Origin of the sequence: Paenibacillus sp. FSL H8-0332 (genome assembly GCF_037963835.1) — a bacterium.
In the GTDB taxonomy this organism is placed as follows: Bacteria; Bacillota; Bacilli; order Paenibacillales; family Paenibacillaceae; genus Paenibacillus_AQ; species Paenibacillus_AQ rhizoplanae.
On record NZ_CP150145.1, the window covers coordinates 1,762,673 to 1,778,413 of the forward strand.

Genomic DNA, 15,741 nt, shown 5'->3' on the forward strand with positions numbered 1-15,741 from the left:
CTTCTGAGTTCATCCTATCATGCCACCGCACAGATGTTCCTGTTATTCTCTGCTCATTAATGACAGGTCATGCGTTCTATCCACCTATGATGTCATATTTGAAGGGGATTGTCAGCCTTCGTTACACTACCCGATCCGGCAGACTCTGGCCTCGTAAGGGCGGAGGGTACTGCGGTCCATGGCTGCGGGCTCCTCTGAATAATTACCGATGATCGTTCCGGTGACCGCATTCAGCTCGTCCGGCAGATCAACGGTCTGGGGAGTATCGCAGAAGTTGAGCAGAATCAGCCACTTTTCACCTTCCAGGGTGCGGGTATAGGCATAGATATATTCATGCTCCGGCAGCAGCAGCTCATAATCGCCGTAGACCATAATCGGATGCTGCTTGCGCAGTCGAATCAATTCCTGATAATAGTAAAATACCGAGTCCGCATCAGCCAGCGCCTGCTCCACATTGATCTCCGTATAGCGTGGATTGAGCTTCAGCCACGGGGTTCCGGTGGTAAATCCGGCATTCGCTGAAGCGTCCCACTGCATCGGGGTACGGGCATTATCGCGGCCTTTGGTATGAATCGCCTGCAGAATAGTATCGTGATCCTCGCCGCCTTCGGTCACCTTTTCCCGGTACATATTGAGGATCTCGATGTCCTTGTAGTCTTCCAGCACAGGGAATTTCACGTTGGTCATGCCGATTTCCTCACCCTGATAGATGTAGGGCGTGCCTTTGAGCGTGTGCAGCAGGGTAGCCAGCATTTTGGCCGATTGTACGCGGTACTTGCCGTCATCTCCGAACCGTGAGACCATCCGCGGCTGATCATGGTTGTTGAGATATAGACTGTTCCAGCCCTTGTCTGCCAGACCGACCTGCCATTTATGCAAAATATCCCGCAGTCCCTTCAGTGTCCATGGCACCACATTCCATTTGCCGCCCGGGCCGGAATCTACGTCCATATGCTCGAACTGAAACACCATTTGCAGCTCATGGCGGTCTTCGTCTGTATAGAGAATGGCATCCTCTACCGTGGCTCCCGGCGTCTCTCCGACGGTCATTACGTCATATTTAGAGAGAACCTCACGGTTCATCTCCTGCAGATACTCATGGACCCGGGGGCCGTTCATATAGTATTCGCCACCGCCCGCCAGCTCACCCGGGGCCAGGTCCTCATGCTGGACGGAAGGCAGGCCTTCCACCTTGGAAATCAGGTTAATGACATCCATCCGCAGTCCGTCCACGCCTTTATCCAGCCAGAAGGCCATCATCTTGTAGAGCGCCTCCCGCAGCTGGGGGTTCTCCCAGTTCAGATCCGGCTGCTTGCGCGAGAACAGGTGCAGATAATATTCGCCGGTGGCCTCATCCTGCTCCCAGGCCGGGCCGCTGAAGATGGAGCTCCAGTTGTTCGGCAGCGCGCCCTCCGGTCCGCCCGGACGCCAGATGTAATAATCGCGGTAGGGATTATCCTTGGAGGAACGGGATTCCGCGAACCAGGCGTGCTCGTCCGAGGAATGGTTGATCACAAGGTCCATCATCAGCTTCATGCCTCGTTCATGCAGTCCGGCGAGCAACTCTTCCCAGTCCTTCAGCGTGCCGAATTCGTCCATGATATCTTCATAGTCGCTGATGTCATACCCGTTGTCATCGTTCGGTGATTTGTAGACCGGTGACAGCCAGACGACATCGACGCCCAGCTTCTGCAGATAATCCAGCCGGGAGAGGATGCCCTGCAGGTCGCCGATACCGTCTCCGTTGCTGTCCTGGAAGCTGCGCGGGTAGATCTGGTAGACTACGGCTTCTTTCCAAAAGGTTCTTTTCATTTGGGTGGGCTCCTTTGAGTGATATTTGAAATATTTGACCGGAAAATGGGATCAGCGGCAGTCTCAGCTCCGAGAAAATTTGGAGTTCCGGCCGCTGTTGTCCCCAGATTTCCTGATTAAACCGCTGATGGCGGTAGAAATCCGGCGACAAAGGCGGGCGCTATCGCTCCTACACTTCCAAATTTCCTCTCCGCTTTTCCTGCTGATTCCATTTTCAATAATAAATTTCAAAAAAGCCCCGAAGAAGCCAAATATCTTCGGGACTGATAAAATTACACTGTGACGGAAGCGCCCCCGGCACTGACAGTGCCTAGTCCGTTCACCGTATACTCCTTGCCGTGAATGGTGAGGGAGGCTGGAACCTCGGTTTCGTTACTGACGGTAACCTGTACATCGGTAACTGTAACTTTTAGGCGGGAGCCCCGGAACATGATTTTGAAGGAATAAGAGGTCCAGTGTCCCGGGTTAGACGGGTTTAGAACCAGCCGGTCATTCAGCACGCGAAGTCCGCCGAAGCCATGAACAACGGACATCCATGTACCCGCCATGCTGGTTGTATGGCAGCCGTCCTCCGTATCGTTATTGTAATTGTCGAGATCCAGGCGTGAGGTCCGCAGGTACATCTCATACGCCTTCTCCTTGTAGCCCAGCTCACTGGCCAGAATGGAATGGATGCAAGGGGAGAGGGAGGACTCATGCACGGTGATCGGCTCGTAAAAGTCGAAGTTGCGCTTCTTGGTCTCCAGATCATAGCGGTCGCCGAGGAAGTAGAGTCCCTGAAGCACATCTGCCTGCTTGATGAAGCAGGAGCGCAGAATCCGGTCCCATGACCATTTCTGGTTCAGTGGCAGGTTCTCCGGCAGCACATCCTTGACCTGAATGATCTCCTTGTCGAGGAAGCCGTCCTGCTGGAGGAAGATCCCGCGTTCCTCGTCAGCCGGATAGTACATTTTGGCGATAATCTCACTCCACTTGGCCGTTTCGCTCTCCAGCAGCTCTAACTTGTCGGCCAGCTCAGCGTAACGCGAACCCTCATTCTCCTGCACATAGGCCAGAGCCTCAAGCGTGTATTCCATCGTCCAGGCGGCCATCCGGTTCGTGTACCAGTTGTTATTGACGTTATTCTCGTATTCATTCGGGCCGGTGACGCCCAGCATCACGTATTTGTCCTTATGCGCCACATAGTTCACACGCTCCTCCCAGAAGCGCGCAATCTCCACCAGCACCTCCAGGCCGTATTGGCCCAGATAAGCCTTGTCGCCGGTATAATTCACATAGTTATAGATGGCATAGGCAATCGCGCCGTTGCGGTGAATCTCCTCGAACGTAATCTCCCACTCGTTGTGACACTCCTCACCGTTCATCGTGACCATCGGGTAGAGCGCGCCTTTGCGGTAGCCGAGCTTGCGGGCGTTCTCCTTGGCCTTCTCCAGGTGCTTGTAGCGGTAGATCAGCAGATTGCGGGCAATCGCGGAGTCGGCGGTACTGAGATAGAACGGCACACAATAAGCTTCCGTATCCCAGTAGGTGCTGCCGCCGTATTTTTCCCCGGTGAAGCCCTTCGGTCCGATGTTGAGCCGGTCATCCTCGCCCGTATACGTCTGATTCAGCTGGAAAATATTGAACCGGATCGCCTGCTGCGCCGACACATCGCCCTCAATAATAATGTCGCTCTCTTTCCACTTGTCGCCCCAAGCCGCAGCCTGTTCGGTCAAAAGCGCCACAAACCCCGCCTCCCGCGCACTTTGCAGTGCCGACCCGGCGGCATCCACGAGCTGTCCCAGCCCGTAATTGCGGGAGGTAACATTCGCAGCATACTTATAAATAACCAGCTGATCGCCGGATTGTACCGGAACATTCACTGTACTGCCCACATATTTGTCCTGCTCCAGCACCTCTGGTTCGGCCGCAACCGGCTCCCCATTCAGCAGAATGTCGAAGACGAAGGCGGAGGTGACATGGAAATCAAGCTTTTTGGTCTTCAGGGTCAAATGTCCGCCTTCTGGTCCGGCCTTCTTCTCCACCTCGTTCCAGAACTTCTCGTCATAGTTGGAATCCTTGTTCTTGATATCGCCGTCCAGGTAGGGGGTTACGGTAATATTCCCTGCGAAATTGAGCGGAGTGAGCGAATAGCGGATCGCCCCGATCTCATGACGGACCATGCTGACGATCCGGATGCTCTCTACCTTGACTTCTTTGCCGTCCTGGGTGGTTGCGGTGAAGCTGCGGGAGAGGGTGCCTTCCTTCATATTGAGTACCCGGCGGAACTCTGTAACTGTGCAGGCAGCCAGATCCAGCGGGGTTCCGTCCAGCTCGATGTTAATTCCGATCCAGTTGGTGCTGTTGAGCACTTTGGCAAAATACTCCGGGTACCCGTTCTTCCACCAGCCGACCCGTGTCTTGTCAGGATAATAGACTCCGGCCATGTAGCTGCCTTGCAGGCTGGGTCCGCTGTATTGCTCCTCGAAGTTGGCTCTGCCGCCCATGTATCCGTTCCCGATACTAAATACGCTTTCGGAAATCTCCTGGGTCTGCGGATCAAAGGACTCTTCGATAATGGACCATTCATCAATTTTTAGGTATTGTTTCATTGTTTTGGCTCCTTTTAGGTGGGGGATGATGATATAAAATGAACTGAGCCTGTGGCATTAAAATCATGGTGACTCCATCGCCACTGCGCGGAATGTTTGGACTTCCGGCCGCTGTTATAATCAGATTTCTCTATTAGTAAGCGATATACAGCGGATGAAATCTGATTATAAAGGCGGACGCTTCCGCTCCTACAGTTCCAAACTTCCACTCCGCAGCTTCGTCCCCATAATTTTAATGATCATTTTCAGTTCTTTTATAAAGAGTAGGGCAGAAGAGAAGGACTCCTATTACACAGCAGATGTTAATATTCGTTAAACAACGGAAAAAGATTCCCGGAGCGCCGCAACACTGATCTGCTGCAACGAAGGGATGACGAGGGTTGCGGCACCCAGTGTCTCGGGTGAGCCGATGCCTACGCTGCGCATACCGGCACGGGAAGCGGCCAGGATACCGGCTGCGGCATCCTCGAAGACGACGCATTGTGCGGGATCGGTGTCCAGAGCCTTTGCACCCAGCAGGAAGACCTCCGGGTCCGGCTTGGCGGCGCTGGTATGCGTGCCGTCGATGATAGCATCGAAGTATGGGGTCAGGCCGGTATTGTTCAGGATGGTCATCGCGTTCTTACTGGCGGAGCCGAGAGCTACCTTGATACCGGCTGTCCGGCATTCCTGCAGGAATGCCAGGGCGCCGGGCAGAATCTCCGAGCTGTCCATCTTGGCGATATACTCGACATAGCGGTTATTCTTCTGCTCGGCGAGCCGGGCTTTCTCGGCTTCTCCAAGCTCAATGCCGCCGACCTCCAGCAGGATATTCAGGGACGCGGCCCGGCTGACACCTTTGAGCCGTTCATTATCCTGCTCGGTGAAGACGAATCCGAGTTCCTCGGCCAGCTCCCTCCAAGCAATATAATGGTACCGGGCCGTATCTACGAGAACGCCGTCCAGATCGAACAGGCAGGCTTTGATTTCTGACATGTTGAACCTCCTACAATGATTAGTGAACAATTAGATGTGGTTATCGCGCCATGTGGGCAAGAATCCTGCAAAATATGCAACATCTCTCTGTGAATCGTGCCCTGCAGGCGGAAATCCTGCACAAAATGCAACAATCGGTGAAAGCTGTGTGCCAAAGGGGCAAGAATCCTGCAAAATATGCAACATTTCTCTGCGAATCGTGCCCTGCTGGTGGAATTCCTGCAAAATGTGCAACATTTCCTATGCACCCGAGGGCCGAACAGTGAAAACTAAAAAAGTGTGTATCAGCCCCAGCCTCACCGCCAGCAGTCGCAGGCGGGAATCCCCCTACCAGCAACATTCTAAACTTTAGCGCAAACGTTTGTACAAAGCTCCAAAAAATAAATGAAGCGTAAGTCTGCTCCATTCATTTTCTTGTACATGCCTTAATTTCCCGGAGTATGCATAGAGGACTCCCGTACGATTAGACGGTGGGGAATAACAAAACGGTTCGTATACCCGTCCTGATTATCCGGCTTCTGGATGTTCTGGATCAGAACCTGTGAGGCCGTATAGCCAAGATGATAAATTCCGATATCAATACTGCTGATCGGAGGACTGGACAGCTCGGAGAGCGGGATATTGTTGAAGCTGACAATCGCCAGGTCCTCGGGGACCTTGTACTTCAGCTCGTTCAATCCGCGGAGTACGCCGAAAGAGACCATATCATCCACTGCGACAAGCGCTGTCGGACGGTTCGGAAGATTCATGAAGAAGGACATCGCCCTATAGCCGCTATCCTGCAGGAACTCGCCTTCGACGATCCATTCATCCTTCATCGCAAGACCCTTGCCCTGCATGGCTTTGCGGTAACCCTCCAGCCGGTCGCACGAGACGATGAGGTTCGGCGGGCCGCTGACGAAGCCGATGCGTTCATGTCCCATGGAGATGAGATGATTCGTCGCATCATAGGCGGCCATGATATTATCATTGTCCACTGACAGAATATCTTCGTAGCGGTCACTCCGTCCTACCAGGACAAAGGGATAACCGCCTGACTGCAGAAAATCGATCACCGCATCGTCTTTACGGGAATATAGCAGAATAACACCGTCCACGCGGCGTCCCTTGAGCAATCGGGAGACAGCTTCAAGCTCTTCCTTCTCATTCGCCCCGGAGCTGATTAGCACATCATAGCCGGAACGGCTGGACTGAGTGACGATCCCGCGGATTAATTCCATAAAAAACAAATTGGAGAACAGCTCTTCGGCCGGTTTAGGAAGAATGATGCAGATACTGTTAGTGGTCTTGGATACTAAGCTTTTGGCCATCATATTCGGGGTGTAGCCCATTTCTTCCATAATCACTTTGACCTTGCGGGAAGTTTCTAAGCTGATTCTGGGATGGCCTGACAACACCCGGGACACCGTGGAGGGAGAGACCCCCGCTTTCTTGGCAACGTCCTTAATGGTAACTGTCATAGAAACCTCCTAATGGAACCGTTTGCTTTACACTGTAATATTAATCGAAGTGGGGATGATTGTAAATAGTGAAACCTCGCATAGGGCGCAATCCCCGTGGGTTACACGTTCTGAGCATCACGCGGCGATACGGCTTAAGCTATTGTGCATCTGGAAGTGGAGCAGAGGTGTATGCAAATCTGTGCAATTAACAAGGGGATTTTGTGCGAATTTAGTGCAAATAGAGTAGAGTGTGGCTGATCAATCTTTAAAAAGTAAGCAGTTGAACATTACTCTTCCGGAAGATTAGCAAGTTCAAAAAAATCAACAGACCCTATAAATACTCATTATATTAAGGACACAACAGAATTGGTTCTATTGTGTCCAGTACTAAGTAGTAGCTCTGCTTCAAAATACAAACGTTTGCGCCAAAATTTTCTGAATCAGCTTATAAGAGAGCGGGCAGAGTTTAGGACATGCTGGCCTGAAGCACGGCGAAACCGTATGCCGGCAGCCGCAGTGACAGCTTGCCTCGTTCGGCGCGGAGCGCTTCGCCGGTCCACAGATTCTCCCAATTACGTTCCTGGACGTCCAGCCGGAAGGTCTGCACCGTCTCCTCCGTATTGATCAGCACGATGATCAGATCATCGCCCTGACTGCGCTCGTATGCCAGCTTACTGCCTCCGGCTCCGGCTTCTAGGAAGGTGAAGCGTCCGGTACGCAGCGCCGGGTGGCTGCCGCGGATCTCAATCAGCTTACGGTAAAAGTTGAACAAATCGCGGTCCTGCCGCTCCGGGTCCCACTCCATGCATTTCCGGCAGTCGGGGTCGCCTCCGCCATCCATTCCGATCTCGTCCCCGTAGTAAATGCAGGGCGTGCCCATGAAGGTGAACTGGAACAGCGCAGCCAGCTTCATGACATTCTTATCGCCCTCTGCCACTGTCAGCAGACGCGCCGTATCATGGCTGTCGAGCAGATTGAAGGCAACCTCGCTGGCCTGGAGCGGATACCGGGACAGCTGTCTGCCGATCGAATGGGCGAAGCCCTCGGCATCCAGTGTGCCGTAGACGAAGAAGTCGAGCACCGCGTCCGTGAACGGATAGTTCATGACGGCATCGAATTTGTCGCCTTCCAGCCAAGGGGCCGATTCATGCCAGATCTCGCCCAGAATGTAAGCCTCAGGATTGGCACGCTTCACTACTTTGCGGAAATCACGCCAGAATTCATGATCCACCTCGTTGGCCACATCCAGACGCCAGCCGTCAATGCCAACTTCCTTGATCCAGTATTCGGCGACCTTCAGCAGGTATTCCTTGACCTCAGGATGCTCCGTGTTCAGCTTCGGCATTAGCGGCTCGAAGGCGAAGGCGTCATAGGTCGGGATATTGTTCACGACCTGGAGCGGATATTCGCGGATATGGAACCAGTTCTTATATTCCGAATCCTCGCCCTTCTCCAGCACATCCACGAATGGGGCGAAGGTACGTCCCGCATGGTTGAAGACCGCGTCCAGCAGCACGCGGATGCCGCGCTCATGACAAGCATCGACCAATCTTTTCAGCGTGTCCACATCACCGAAATGCGGATCGACCTGCATATAGTCCTCTGTGTCATATTTGTGATTGGTGGTGGCAGTGAAGACCGGTGTGAAATAAATGCCCGTAATGCCCAGCTCCGTCAGATGGTCGAGATGATCTATGACACCCTGCAGATCTCCGCCGAAGAAATTATCCGGCCGGGGGGTTCCGCCCCAAGGCTCTACATTATCAGGACTTATGTCAGGATTGCCGTTAGCGAACCGTTCCGGGAAAATCTGATAAAACACCGCATCCTTGACCCAAGCCGGAGGCGTGAAGACATCACCGCGGCTTATGTAGGGGAATTCAAACAGCCGGTTAGGATTCGCGGGACGCTCCTTCTGGAAATCACTCTCTGTCATCCAGATCCGTTCTTGGCCCTGCTGCAGCAGGAAGCCGTATTTCAGCCTGCGGTAGAGCGGAACCGATTCGCATTCCCAGTAATCGAACATCGCATCGGAAGTGAACAGGGTCATCGGAATCAATTCCTTGGTGGTGTCCCAGGCATATTTATCGCCCGCCCAGGCGAAGACCTCAGTCAGATCCCCCTTCTTGGCCCGCAGACGCAGGTGGATGGTGTTGTGATCATAGGCGTACGACCAGTTCAGACGGGGACGATGATACACGGCTTCTAATAACATATTAATTCCTCCTAGATTTAGTTTGGCTATATAGATTGAACTTAGAAATTTAAATTAAGGGAAAAGTGGCGGAGGGGAATTTTGGAACTGGAGGAGCGGTAGCGACCGCCTTTGTCTGCGGATTTCGACCGCGAACAGCGGTATAAATTATGAAATCTGCAGACAACAGCGGCCGGAAGTCCAAAACTTCTCTGGAGTCACGGCTAATCCCAAAACATAAAACCAGTAGTTCAATTTATATAGATTACGCACCCGATTCAGCACATGGCAAAAAGGCACAACCCCCGGATAATTATGCCGAGGTTGTACCTGAGAAGGAACAGTGCCTTTAGATTGGTGAAGAATGAGGTGTTTCATGATGGTTTGGATTATAGCACGGAACAAAATGAGGTTCAAGAGTTTTGTACAAACAGTTGCACAAAGTTTTAGGAGCGGGAAACCGATTTCCAAAGTCTGTAAATTGATAATATTTAGCAATCATACAACATTATTCGTCTAAATACGACAAAATATGCAGAATTGAATTTTGAAATCGAAGTATATCAAAGTTATTTAAAGAAATCATGCGATAAAGAGAGTGAAGGTAACATTATCCATATATAATGGCGAAATATTAGCGAATATTCTATGTGCAAACGTTTTTACAACTGCAAGTCTGCTGATGTATTATGAATTCAGGAATGAAGCGCTTTCTGAACTGGGCATAACGTATTCGGAAGAGACAATGGGAGGAAATAGAATTATTTTTGAATCCTCTGAAATCGTTTGCGCAAAGAAGGGAGCATTATCGTCAAGTTAAAAGAAGCATCATCGTCAAATTAAGTGATATACACACACAGGAGGGGTTAAAGGAATGGATCTCAAAAAACTTATGGTTCTCACCGCAGCGTGCTCCATGGCAATCTCAATTACGGCGTGCGGCTCAAACAACAATGGGGGAAATGCAGCAGCGACGAATGCTCCTGCGGATAATGCAGCGGCTACAGACAACGCTGGTGCCGGCGGCGCAAACACACCGGCAACCGATGAGATCGTTCCTGAAGAGGGCGCTTCACTGGTCATTTGGGAGAGTAAAGAAGAAAGACAGTTCGCCGAAGAGATCGCCAAGCAGTTCACTGCCAAGTATAACGTCCCTATCAAAATCGAAGAGGTGGCCCCGCCCGATCAAGTCGGTAAGCTTACCCAAGATGGTCCTTCGGGTTTGGCCGCTGACGTTGTCGTCATTCCTCATGATAACCTAGGCAAGGCGGCAAGCGCGAGTCTGGTGCTCCCTAATGATCTTTTCGCGGAGCAGACCAAGGCTGAGAACACGGAGGCTTCCATCGTAGGCTCCTCTTATGATGGTGAATTGTACGGGTATCCGAGAGCGGCAGAGACCTATGCACTGTTCTACAATAAATCTCTGCTGAAGGAAGCTCCTAAATCCTTCGACGACGTCATTGCCTTCAGCAAAACGTTCACCGATAAAGCCAAGAACAGATACGGCATTATGTGGGAAGTCGGCAACATGTACTTCAACTATCCGTTCATCGCCACCACCGGCGGTTACCTGTTCGGCAAAGACGGTACCGACAAGGATGATATTGGTCTGAACAATGAAGGCGCGATCAAAGGCCTGACGGAATTTGCCAAGCTGAAGGAAGTATTGCCGATCAAGAGCGGTGATATTAATCCGGACATCAAGCGCAGCTTGTTCAACTCAGGCGATGTAGCAATGGACATTACAGGACCATGGGAGCTTGCCGGTTACAAAGAAGCGCTGGGCGACAACCTCGGCATCGAGCCGGTTCCTACCATTGACGGTAAAACCGCGATCACCTTCTCCGGAATCAAAATCTTTACAGTCAACGCGTATACGCAATATCCGAATGCCGCTAAACTGTATGCCCGCTTTGCTTCCGGCAAAGATTCGCAGCTTACGCTCAATAAGCTGATCGGTTCTGTGCCGACGAACAATGAAGCGCTGCAGGATGCGCAAATTACTGGTGATCCGTTCGTATCCGCTTTTGCTGAGCAAGCCAAGAATTCACAGCCGATGCCTTCGATTCCTGAAATGGGGAACGTCTGGAGCCCGGTGAACGCAGCACTTCCGGCAATCTGGGATAACAACACTGATCCTAAGACTGCGATGGACAAAGCTGTAGAACAAATCAAGGACCTGAACAACGGGGCTACTGCCCAGTAATTACACAACCATGAGCTTACAGTGGAATTCAAGCCGCCCGCCGCAAAGCCTTGCAGCGGGCAGTTTCCTTGAATTCGGCACGGAGAGGAGAACGGAAGGGAAATGCAGCGACACAAAGCGAAAGCTGGGATACTGTCGGCCATTTTTATGGGACTGGGACAAATATATAACCGCCAATTCATCAAAGGGCTAATGTTCATAGCTGTAGAAGCTGTAGCACTTATTTATTTCATTAGCAATTTGGGAAGAGCCTTCTGGGGAATGACCACACTCGGTGAATCTCCAAGCCGTCTGGAGAAGGTAAAAGGGATTGCCAAGATGGTTCCCGGAGACCATTCCATCGTCATTCTGATTGAAAGCCTGATTACCCTGCTGTTCTTTGTGTTATTCCTGATCGTCTGGTACATGAATATTAGGGATGCCTATAAAATCGGAGCAGAACGCGAAAACGGCCGTCCATCGCATACATTTAAGCAATCCGTACGTTATATACTCGATTACAAATTCGCCCAGAGCTTCTTGCTGCTCCCGGGTATGGGCATTCTGTTCTTCACTATTATGCCGATCTTCTTTATGATCATGCTGGCTTTTACCAACTATGCCGCACCGAATCACATTCCTCCGGCCAAGCTGGTGGATTGGGTGGGCTTTGAGACCTTCCGCAATCTGCTGGTGCTAAAAACCTGGAGCCATACCTTTTACGGTGTACTTACCTGGACCATCATCTGGGCGGTTCTGTCAACCATAACTACTTATTTCGGCGGGATGCTGGTCGCCCTGCTGATCAACCAAAAAGGTATCCGCTTCAAGGGCATGTGGAGAATGCTCCTGATCATTCCTTATGCCATTCCGCAGATGATCTCCCTCCTCTTGATGCGCAACCTGTTCAACGGGCAGTTCGGCCCGATCAACCAGTATCTCGGCTACTTCGGAATGGGTGGATTGCCTTGGCTGACCGATCCGTTCTGGGCCAAGGTTACAGTAATCGTGGTGAACATGTGGGTAGGTATTCCGGTGTCCATGCTGCTGATTATGGGGGTGCTGACCACGATTCCCCGCGATATGTATGAGGCTGCTGAAGTCGACGGGGCAACGAATTATCAGAAATTCCGGATTGTCACGCTGCCGATGATCCTGTTCTCTACCGCCCCTACGCTGATTATGCAGTTCGCCGGCAATATCAATAACTTCAATGCCATCTTCCTGCTGACGGGAGGGAACCCGGTGAACGGGAACTATCAATACGCCGGTTCGACGGACCTGCTCGTCACCTGGCTGTATAAGCTGACGCTGGATCAGAACAAGAATAATATGGCGTCCGCGATAGGGATCATCCTGTTCATTATTGTTGCCGGGTTCTCCCTGTACAACTACCGCCGGACCAAATCATTCCAAGAGGAGGACATGATTCAATGATCATCGGACGCAAAGCTGTCAACTTTATTCGTCTGGGCTTAAGCTACATTGTTCTGGTTGCACTGGCGATTGCTGCAATCTATCCGGCACTCTGGATTCTGCTTGCCTCCTTCCGGCCGGGTAAATCCTTGTACAGCAAGACGCTGATTCCTGAGCAGTTCACACTTGCTCATTATAAGGAGCTATTCACCTCACCGGTGTATATGTTTGGAACCTGGTATGCAAATACGCTCAAAATAGCGGTATTCTCGATGCTGATCGGCGTGGTGCTGACGCTTTTGACCAGCTATGCCTTATCCCGGTTCCGGTTCAAAAGCCGCAAGACAACGATGTCGACGCTGCTGATTCTCGGGATGTTCCCGGGCTTCATGAGCATGATTGCCATCTATCTGCTGCTGAAGGAGTTCAACCTGCTGGATACCCATCTGGCCCTGATTATCGTGTATGCGGCCGGAGCGCCTCTCGGAGGGACACTGATCGCCAAAGGCTTCCTGGACACGATTCCGCGTTCGCTGGATGAAGCGGCACGGATTGACGGGGCGAGCAACTTCGGGATTTTCACCCGGATTATCCTGCCGTTGTCCCGTCCGATGATCACGTATATAGCGCTGACCCTGTTTGTCGGCCCGTGGGTGGACTTTATCTTCGCCAAGCTGATCCTGCGGACCAAGGAGAACTGGACGGTCGCGGTGGGCATGTGGGATATGGTCAATACGATGCAGAATTCCAATTTCACACTGTTTGCGGCGGGTGCAGTGCTGATCTCTGTACCGATTATGATTCTGTTCGGCTTCCTGCAGCGCCTGCTGGTTGACGGTCTGACAGCGGGAGCCAGCAAGGGATAGGAAATAGTATTAGACAATGTATGTACGAATAACGGGTGCGGCCTTGAAGCAGTTCTGAGGGGCTGCACCTTTCTTTTGTGGAGAAATCGTGATCTGGATGATAAGGGGAGAATGTAATGCAACGGCGGCGATTTATTAATTTCAGCTCAGTTGGCGTCAAGTTATTCGTAATTCTGTTCTGTACTATTGTCCTGTTGTCCTCAGTTCTGGGCTTAACCTCCTATTATGCGGCAAAAGGGATCATTACCGATGAGGTGGCAGCTGCCTCCTCACAATCCATTGTCCAGGCGGCGGACAAGCTGGATTTCCTATTCGCTGAATATGAAGCGCTCTCCAGGCAATTTGCTGTAGATCCGGCGCTAAAAGCTGACATGGAGACGGTTAATCTTCCAACCGCCGGTACGGTTGCGCGGGGTGCAGCAGAGGATCGGATACGCCGCAAGCTGGACTCCGTCAGAGGATCGGATGAGCGGCTGCTTGGTGTCCGGCTGGTCTCCAGAAGCATGGTAGACGCCGAATCCTATAAATCTACGGGAATTAGCGGCGTGCGGAGTGATGAAGGTATCCTTGCCCGGATGAAAGAGATTGATAACGGCAAAGGTGAGCCTGTCTGGTTCCCTGTACGTGCCAAGGGTTTTTTTGACGCGTACAGCCAGTCCTCTCTGACAATGGGCCGTCTGCTGCGGAATATTCAGAAACCGGCCGCCGAGTATTATATGCTGATTGAGGTGAAGGGAAGCGCGCTGACGGGTGTGTTGTCTAATCTGCATATCGGGCTTGCCGGGGAGATCCGCATCCTTGATCCTTCGGGCCGGGTGGCATACGGTGCTGACAACGCACTGCTCGGGCAGCCTTCTTATATACATACTCCAGAGATGAAGACCGGGGTACAGGAGCAAGAGCAGCCCGGGGCGTTAAAGGAAGGAGGAAGGGAGCATTCGTTCACTGCCGGGGATGAGCAGGGCAATCCTCAACTGGTAGTCTATCAGCCGCTGGCTACAGCGGACTGGACGCTGCTGGGGTATGCGCCGGTGAGCGACTTCACTAAGTCTGCCGACAGGCTGCTCTATATTACCTTCCTGGTAGTATTGGCAGCAGCGCTTATTGCTCTGGTCATCGGCTATGTTCTGGTGCGGCTCATCGGGCGTCCGCTCGGCAAGCTGGCCCGTCTGATGGAGGAGGGCGAGCAAGGCAACCTGCAGGTGCGGACGGACTTCAAGGGCCGGGATGAGATCGGACGGCTGGGCCACAGCTTCAACCGGATGATGGAGCAGATCTCCCTGCTTGCGGGCCGGAGCAGCAGCTCTGCTGCTGAAGTGCTGGCCACCTCGGAGCAGCTTGTCGCAGCTTCGGGAGCGATCAGCGGCCAGGCCAGCGAGGTAGCCGCTGCGACCGGTGAAATCGCAGGCGGAGCTGCCAGTCTGGCGGCTGAAGCGGAGAGCAGCAACGCCAAGGTGGAGCTAATGAGGGACAAGGCGAACGAAGTGGCCGGGACGAATGCGGTCATGGCTGCTTCGGCAGTGAAGGTCATGGAGGCCAGCGACCAGGGAGCGGAGCGGATGAAGAAGCTGGTTGCACAAAGTGAGAGCGTCCTGAAGATGATGGACTTGATTCAGGAGAATTCAGCCATGCTGCGGGACAGCACAGTGCTGATCCGCAGCATCCTCTCCCCGATGATTGCCATGAACAAGCAGACGAATATCCTGGCACTGAATGCATCCATTGAAGCTGCACGTGCAGGAGCCGCCGGCAGAGGGTTCATTGTCATTGCCGATGAGATCCGGGGGCTGGCCAATCAATCCAGCCAGTCGATCGCCTCCGTCTCCAGAATTACGGAGGAGATCAGCAGCCATATTGAGAACACCGTCCAGGTTGTCAGTGAAGCAGCACCGATGTTTGACAGTCAGCTGGCTTCGGTCCGGGAATCCTCACTAATCTTCGGGAGCGTAAGGGCCGAGATGGAGGTGTTCAGCGGAGTTCTGAACCAGTCCTCGGCGGCTGTCTCCGAGCTGGCCGAATACCAGCAGCAGCTGGGACAATCCATGGCCAGTGTGATCTCGGTGGTGCAGCAGACCAGCGCCTCTACAGAAGAGGTAGCGTCCATGTCCTCACAGCAATTTACGGTCAGCAGAGAGCTGGTCGAGCTGTCGGGCAAGCTGGAGACGCTGGCAGAGAATCTGAAGCAGTCGATGATTTCTTTTCAGGGCTAAAGGGATAACAGGATGAAGGTGGAGCCGGTGAGGAAGCGTATTGCGGGAAC

Annotated in this window: 9 protein-coding genes; 4 read left to right on the forward strand and 5 right to left on the reverse strand. The window is 52.5% G+C overall.

Annotated elements, in window-relative coordinates; translation table 11 throughout:
* Positions 1-126: 126 nt before the first annotated feature.
* The 5 genes from NST43_RS07580 to NST43_RS07600 all read right to left on the reverse strand — a co-directional run bounded on the left by NST43_RS07580 (position 127) and on the right by NST43_RS07600 (position 9,035).
* Entirely contained in the window at positions 127-1,812 is a 1,686-nt protein-coding gene (locus tag NST43_RS07580; RefSeq protein ID WP_339223512.1) for an alpha-glucosidase, read from the reverse strand.
* Positions 1,813-2,084: 272 nt separating this feature from the next.
* Positions 2,085-4,403 carry a glycoside hydrolase family 65 protein gene (locus NST43_RS07585; RefSeq protein ID WP_339223514.1) on the reverse strand — a complete coding sequence of 773 codons (2,319 nt, stop codon included), beginning with the start codon at positions 4,401-4,403 and terminating at the stop codon, positions 2,085-2,087.
* 312 nt (positions 4,404-4,715) lie between these two features.
* On the reverse strand, positions 4,716-5,378 hold the full coding sequence (pgmB, locus tag NST43_RS07590; RefSeq protein ID WP_209991344.1) for a beta-phosphoglucomutase: 663 nt from the start codon (positions 5,376-5,378) through the stop codon (positions 4,716-4,718).
* 425 nt (positions 5,379-5,803) lie between these two features.
* Positions 5,804-6,838: a LacI family DNA-binding transcriptional regulator gene (locus tag NST43_RS07595; protein WP_209991342.1), complete on the reverse strand. Its 1,035-nt coding sequence runs from the start codon at positions 6,836-6,838 to the stop codon at positions 5,804-5,806.
* A 448-nt stretch (positions 6,839-7,286) separates the two neighbouring features.
* Positions 7,287-9,035, reverse strand: a complete 1,749-nt coding sequence (locus tag NST43_RS07600; RefSeq protein WP_209991340.1) for a glycoside hydrolase family 13 protein — start codon at positions 9,033-9,035, stop codon at positions 7,287-7,289.
* Positions 9,036-9,888: 853 nt separating this feature from the next.
* Between NST43_RS07600 and NST43_RS07605 the strand changes: the two genes are divergently transcribed.
* The 4 genes from NST43_RS07605 (at position 9,889) to NST43_RS07620 (ending at position 15,691) form a co-directional block, all read left to right on the forward strand.
* Complete coding sequence (locus NST43_RS07605; RefSeq protein ID WP_209991338.1) at positions 9,889-11,220, forward strand: maltose ABC transporter substrate-binding protein; 1,332 nt, start codon at positions 9,889-9,891, stop codon at positions 11,218-11,220.
* Positions 11,221-11,322: 102 nt separating this feature from the next.
* Positions 11,323-12,636 carry an ABC transporter permease subunit gene (locus tag NST43_RS07610; RefSeq protein WP_339223517.1) on the forward strand — a complete coding sequence of 438 codons (1,314 nt, stop codon included), beginning with the start codon at positions 11,323-11,325 and terminating at the stop codon, positions 12,634-12,636.
* On the forward strand, positions 12,633-13,481 hold the full coding sequence (locus NST43_RS07615) for a sugar ABC transporter permease (RefSeq protein ID WP_173138663.1): 849 nt from the start codon (positions 12,633-12,635) through the stop codon (positions 13,479-13,481). The genes NST43_RS07610 and NST43_RS07615 overlap by 4 nt, the downstream gene beginning before the upstream one ends.
* Before the next feature lie 116 nt (positions 13,482-13,597).
* Positions 13,598-15,691 (forward strand): methyl-accepting chemotaxis protein, encoded by a 2,094-nt coding sequence (locus NST43_RS07620; protein ID WP_339223519.1) that lies wholly within the window; start codon positions 13,598-13,600, stop codon positions 15,689-15,691.
* The last annotated feature ends 50 nt before the right edge of the window (positions 15,692-15,741 follow it).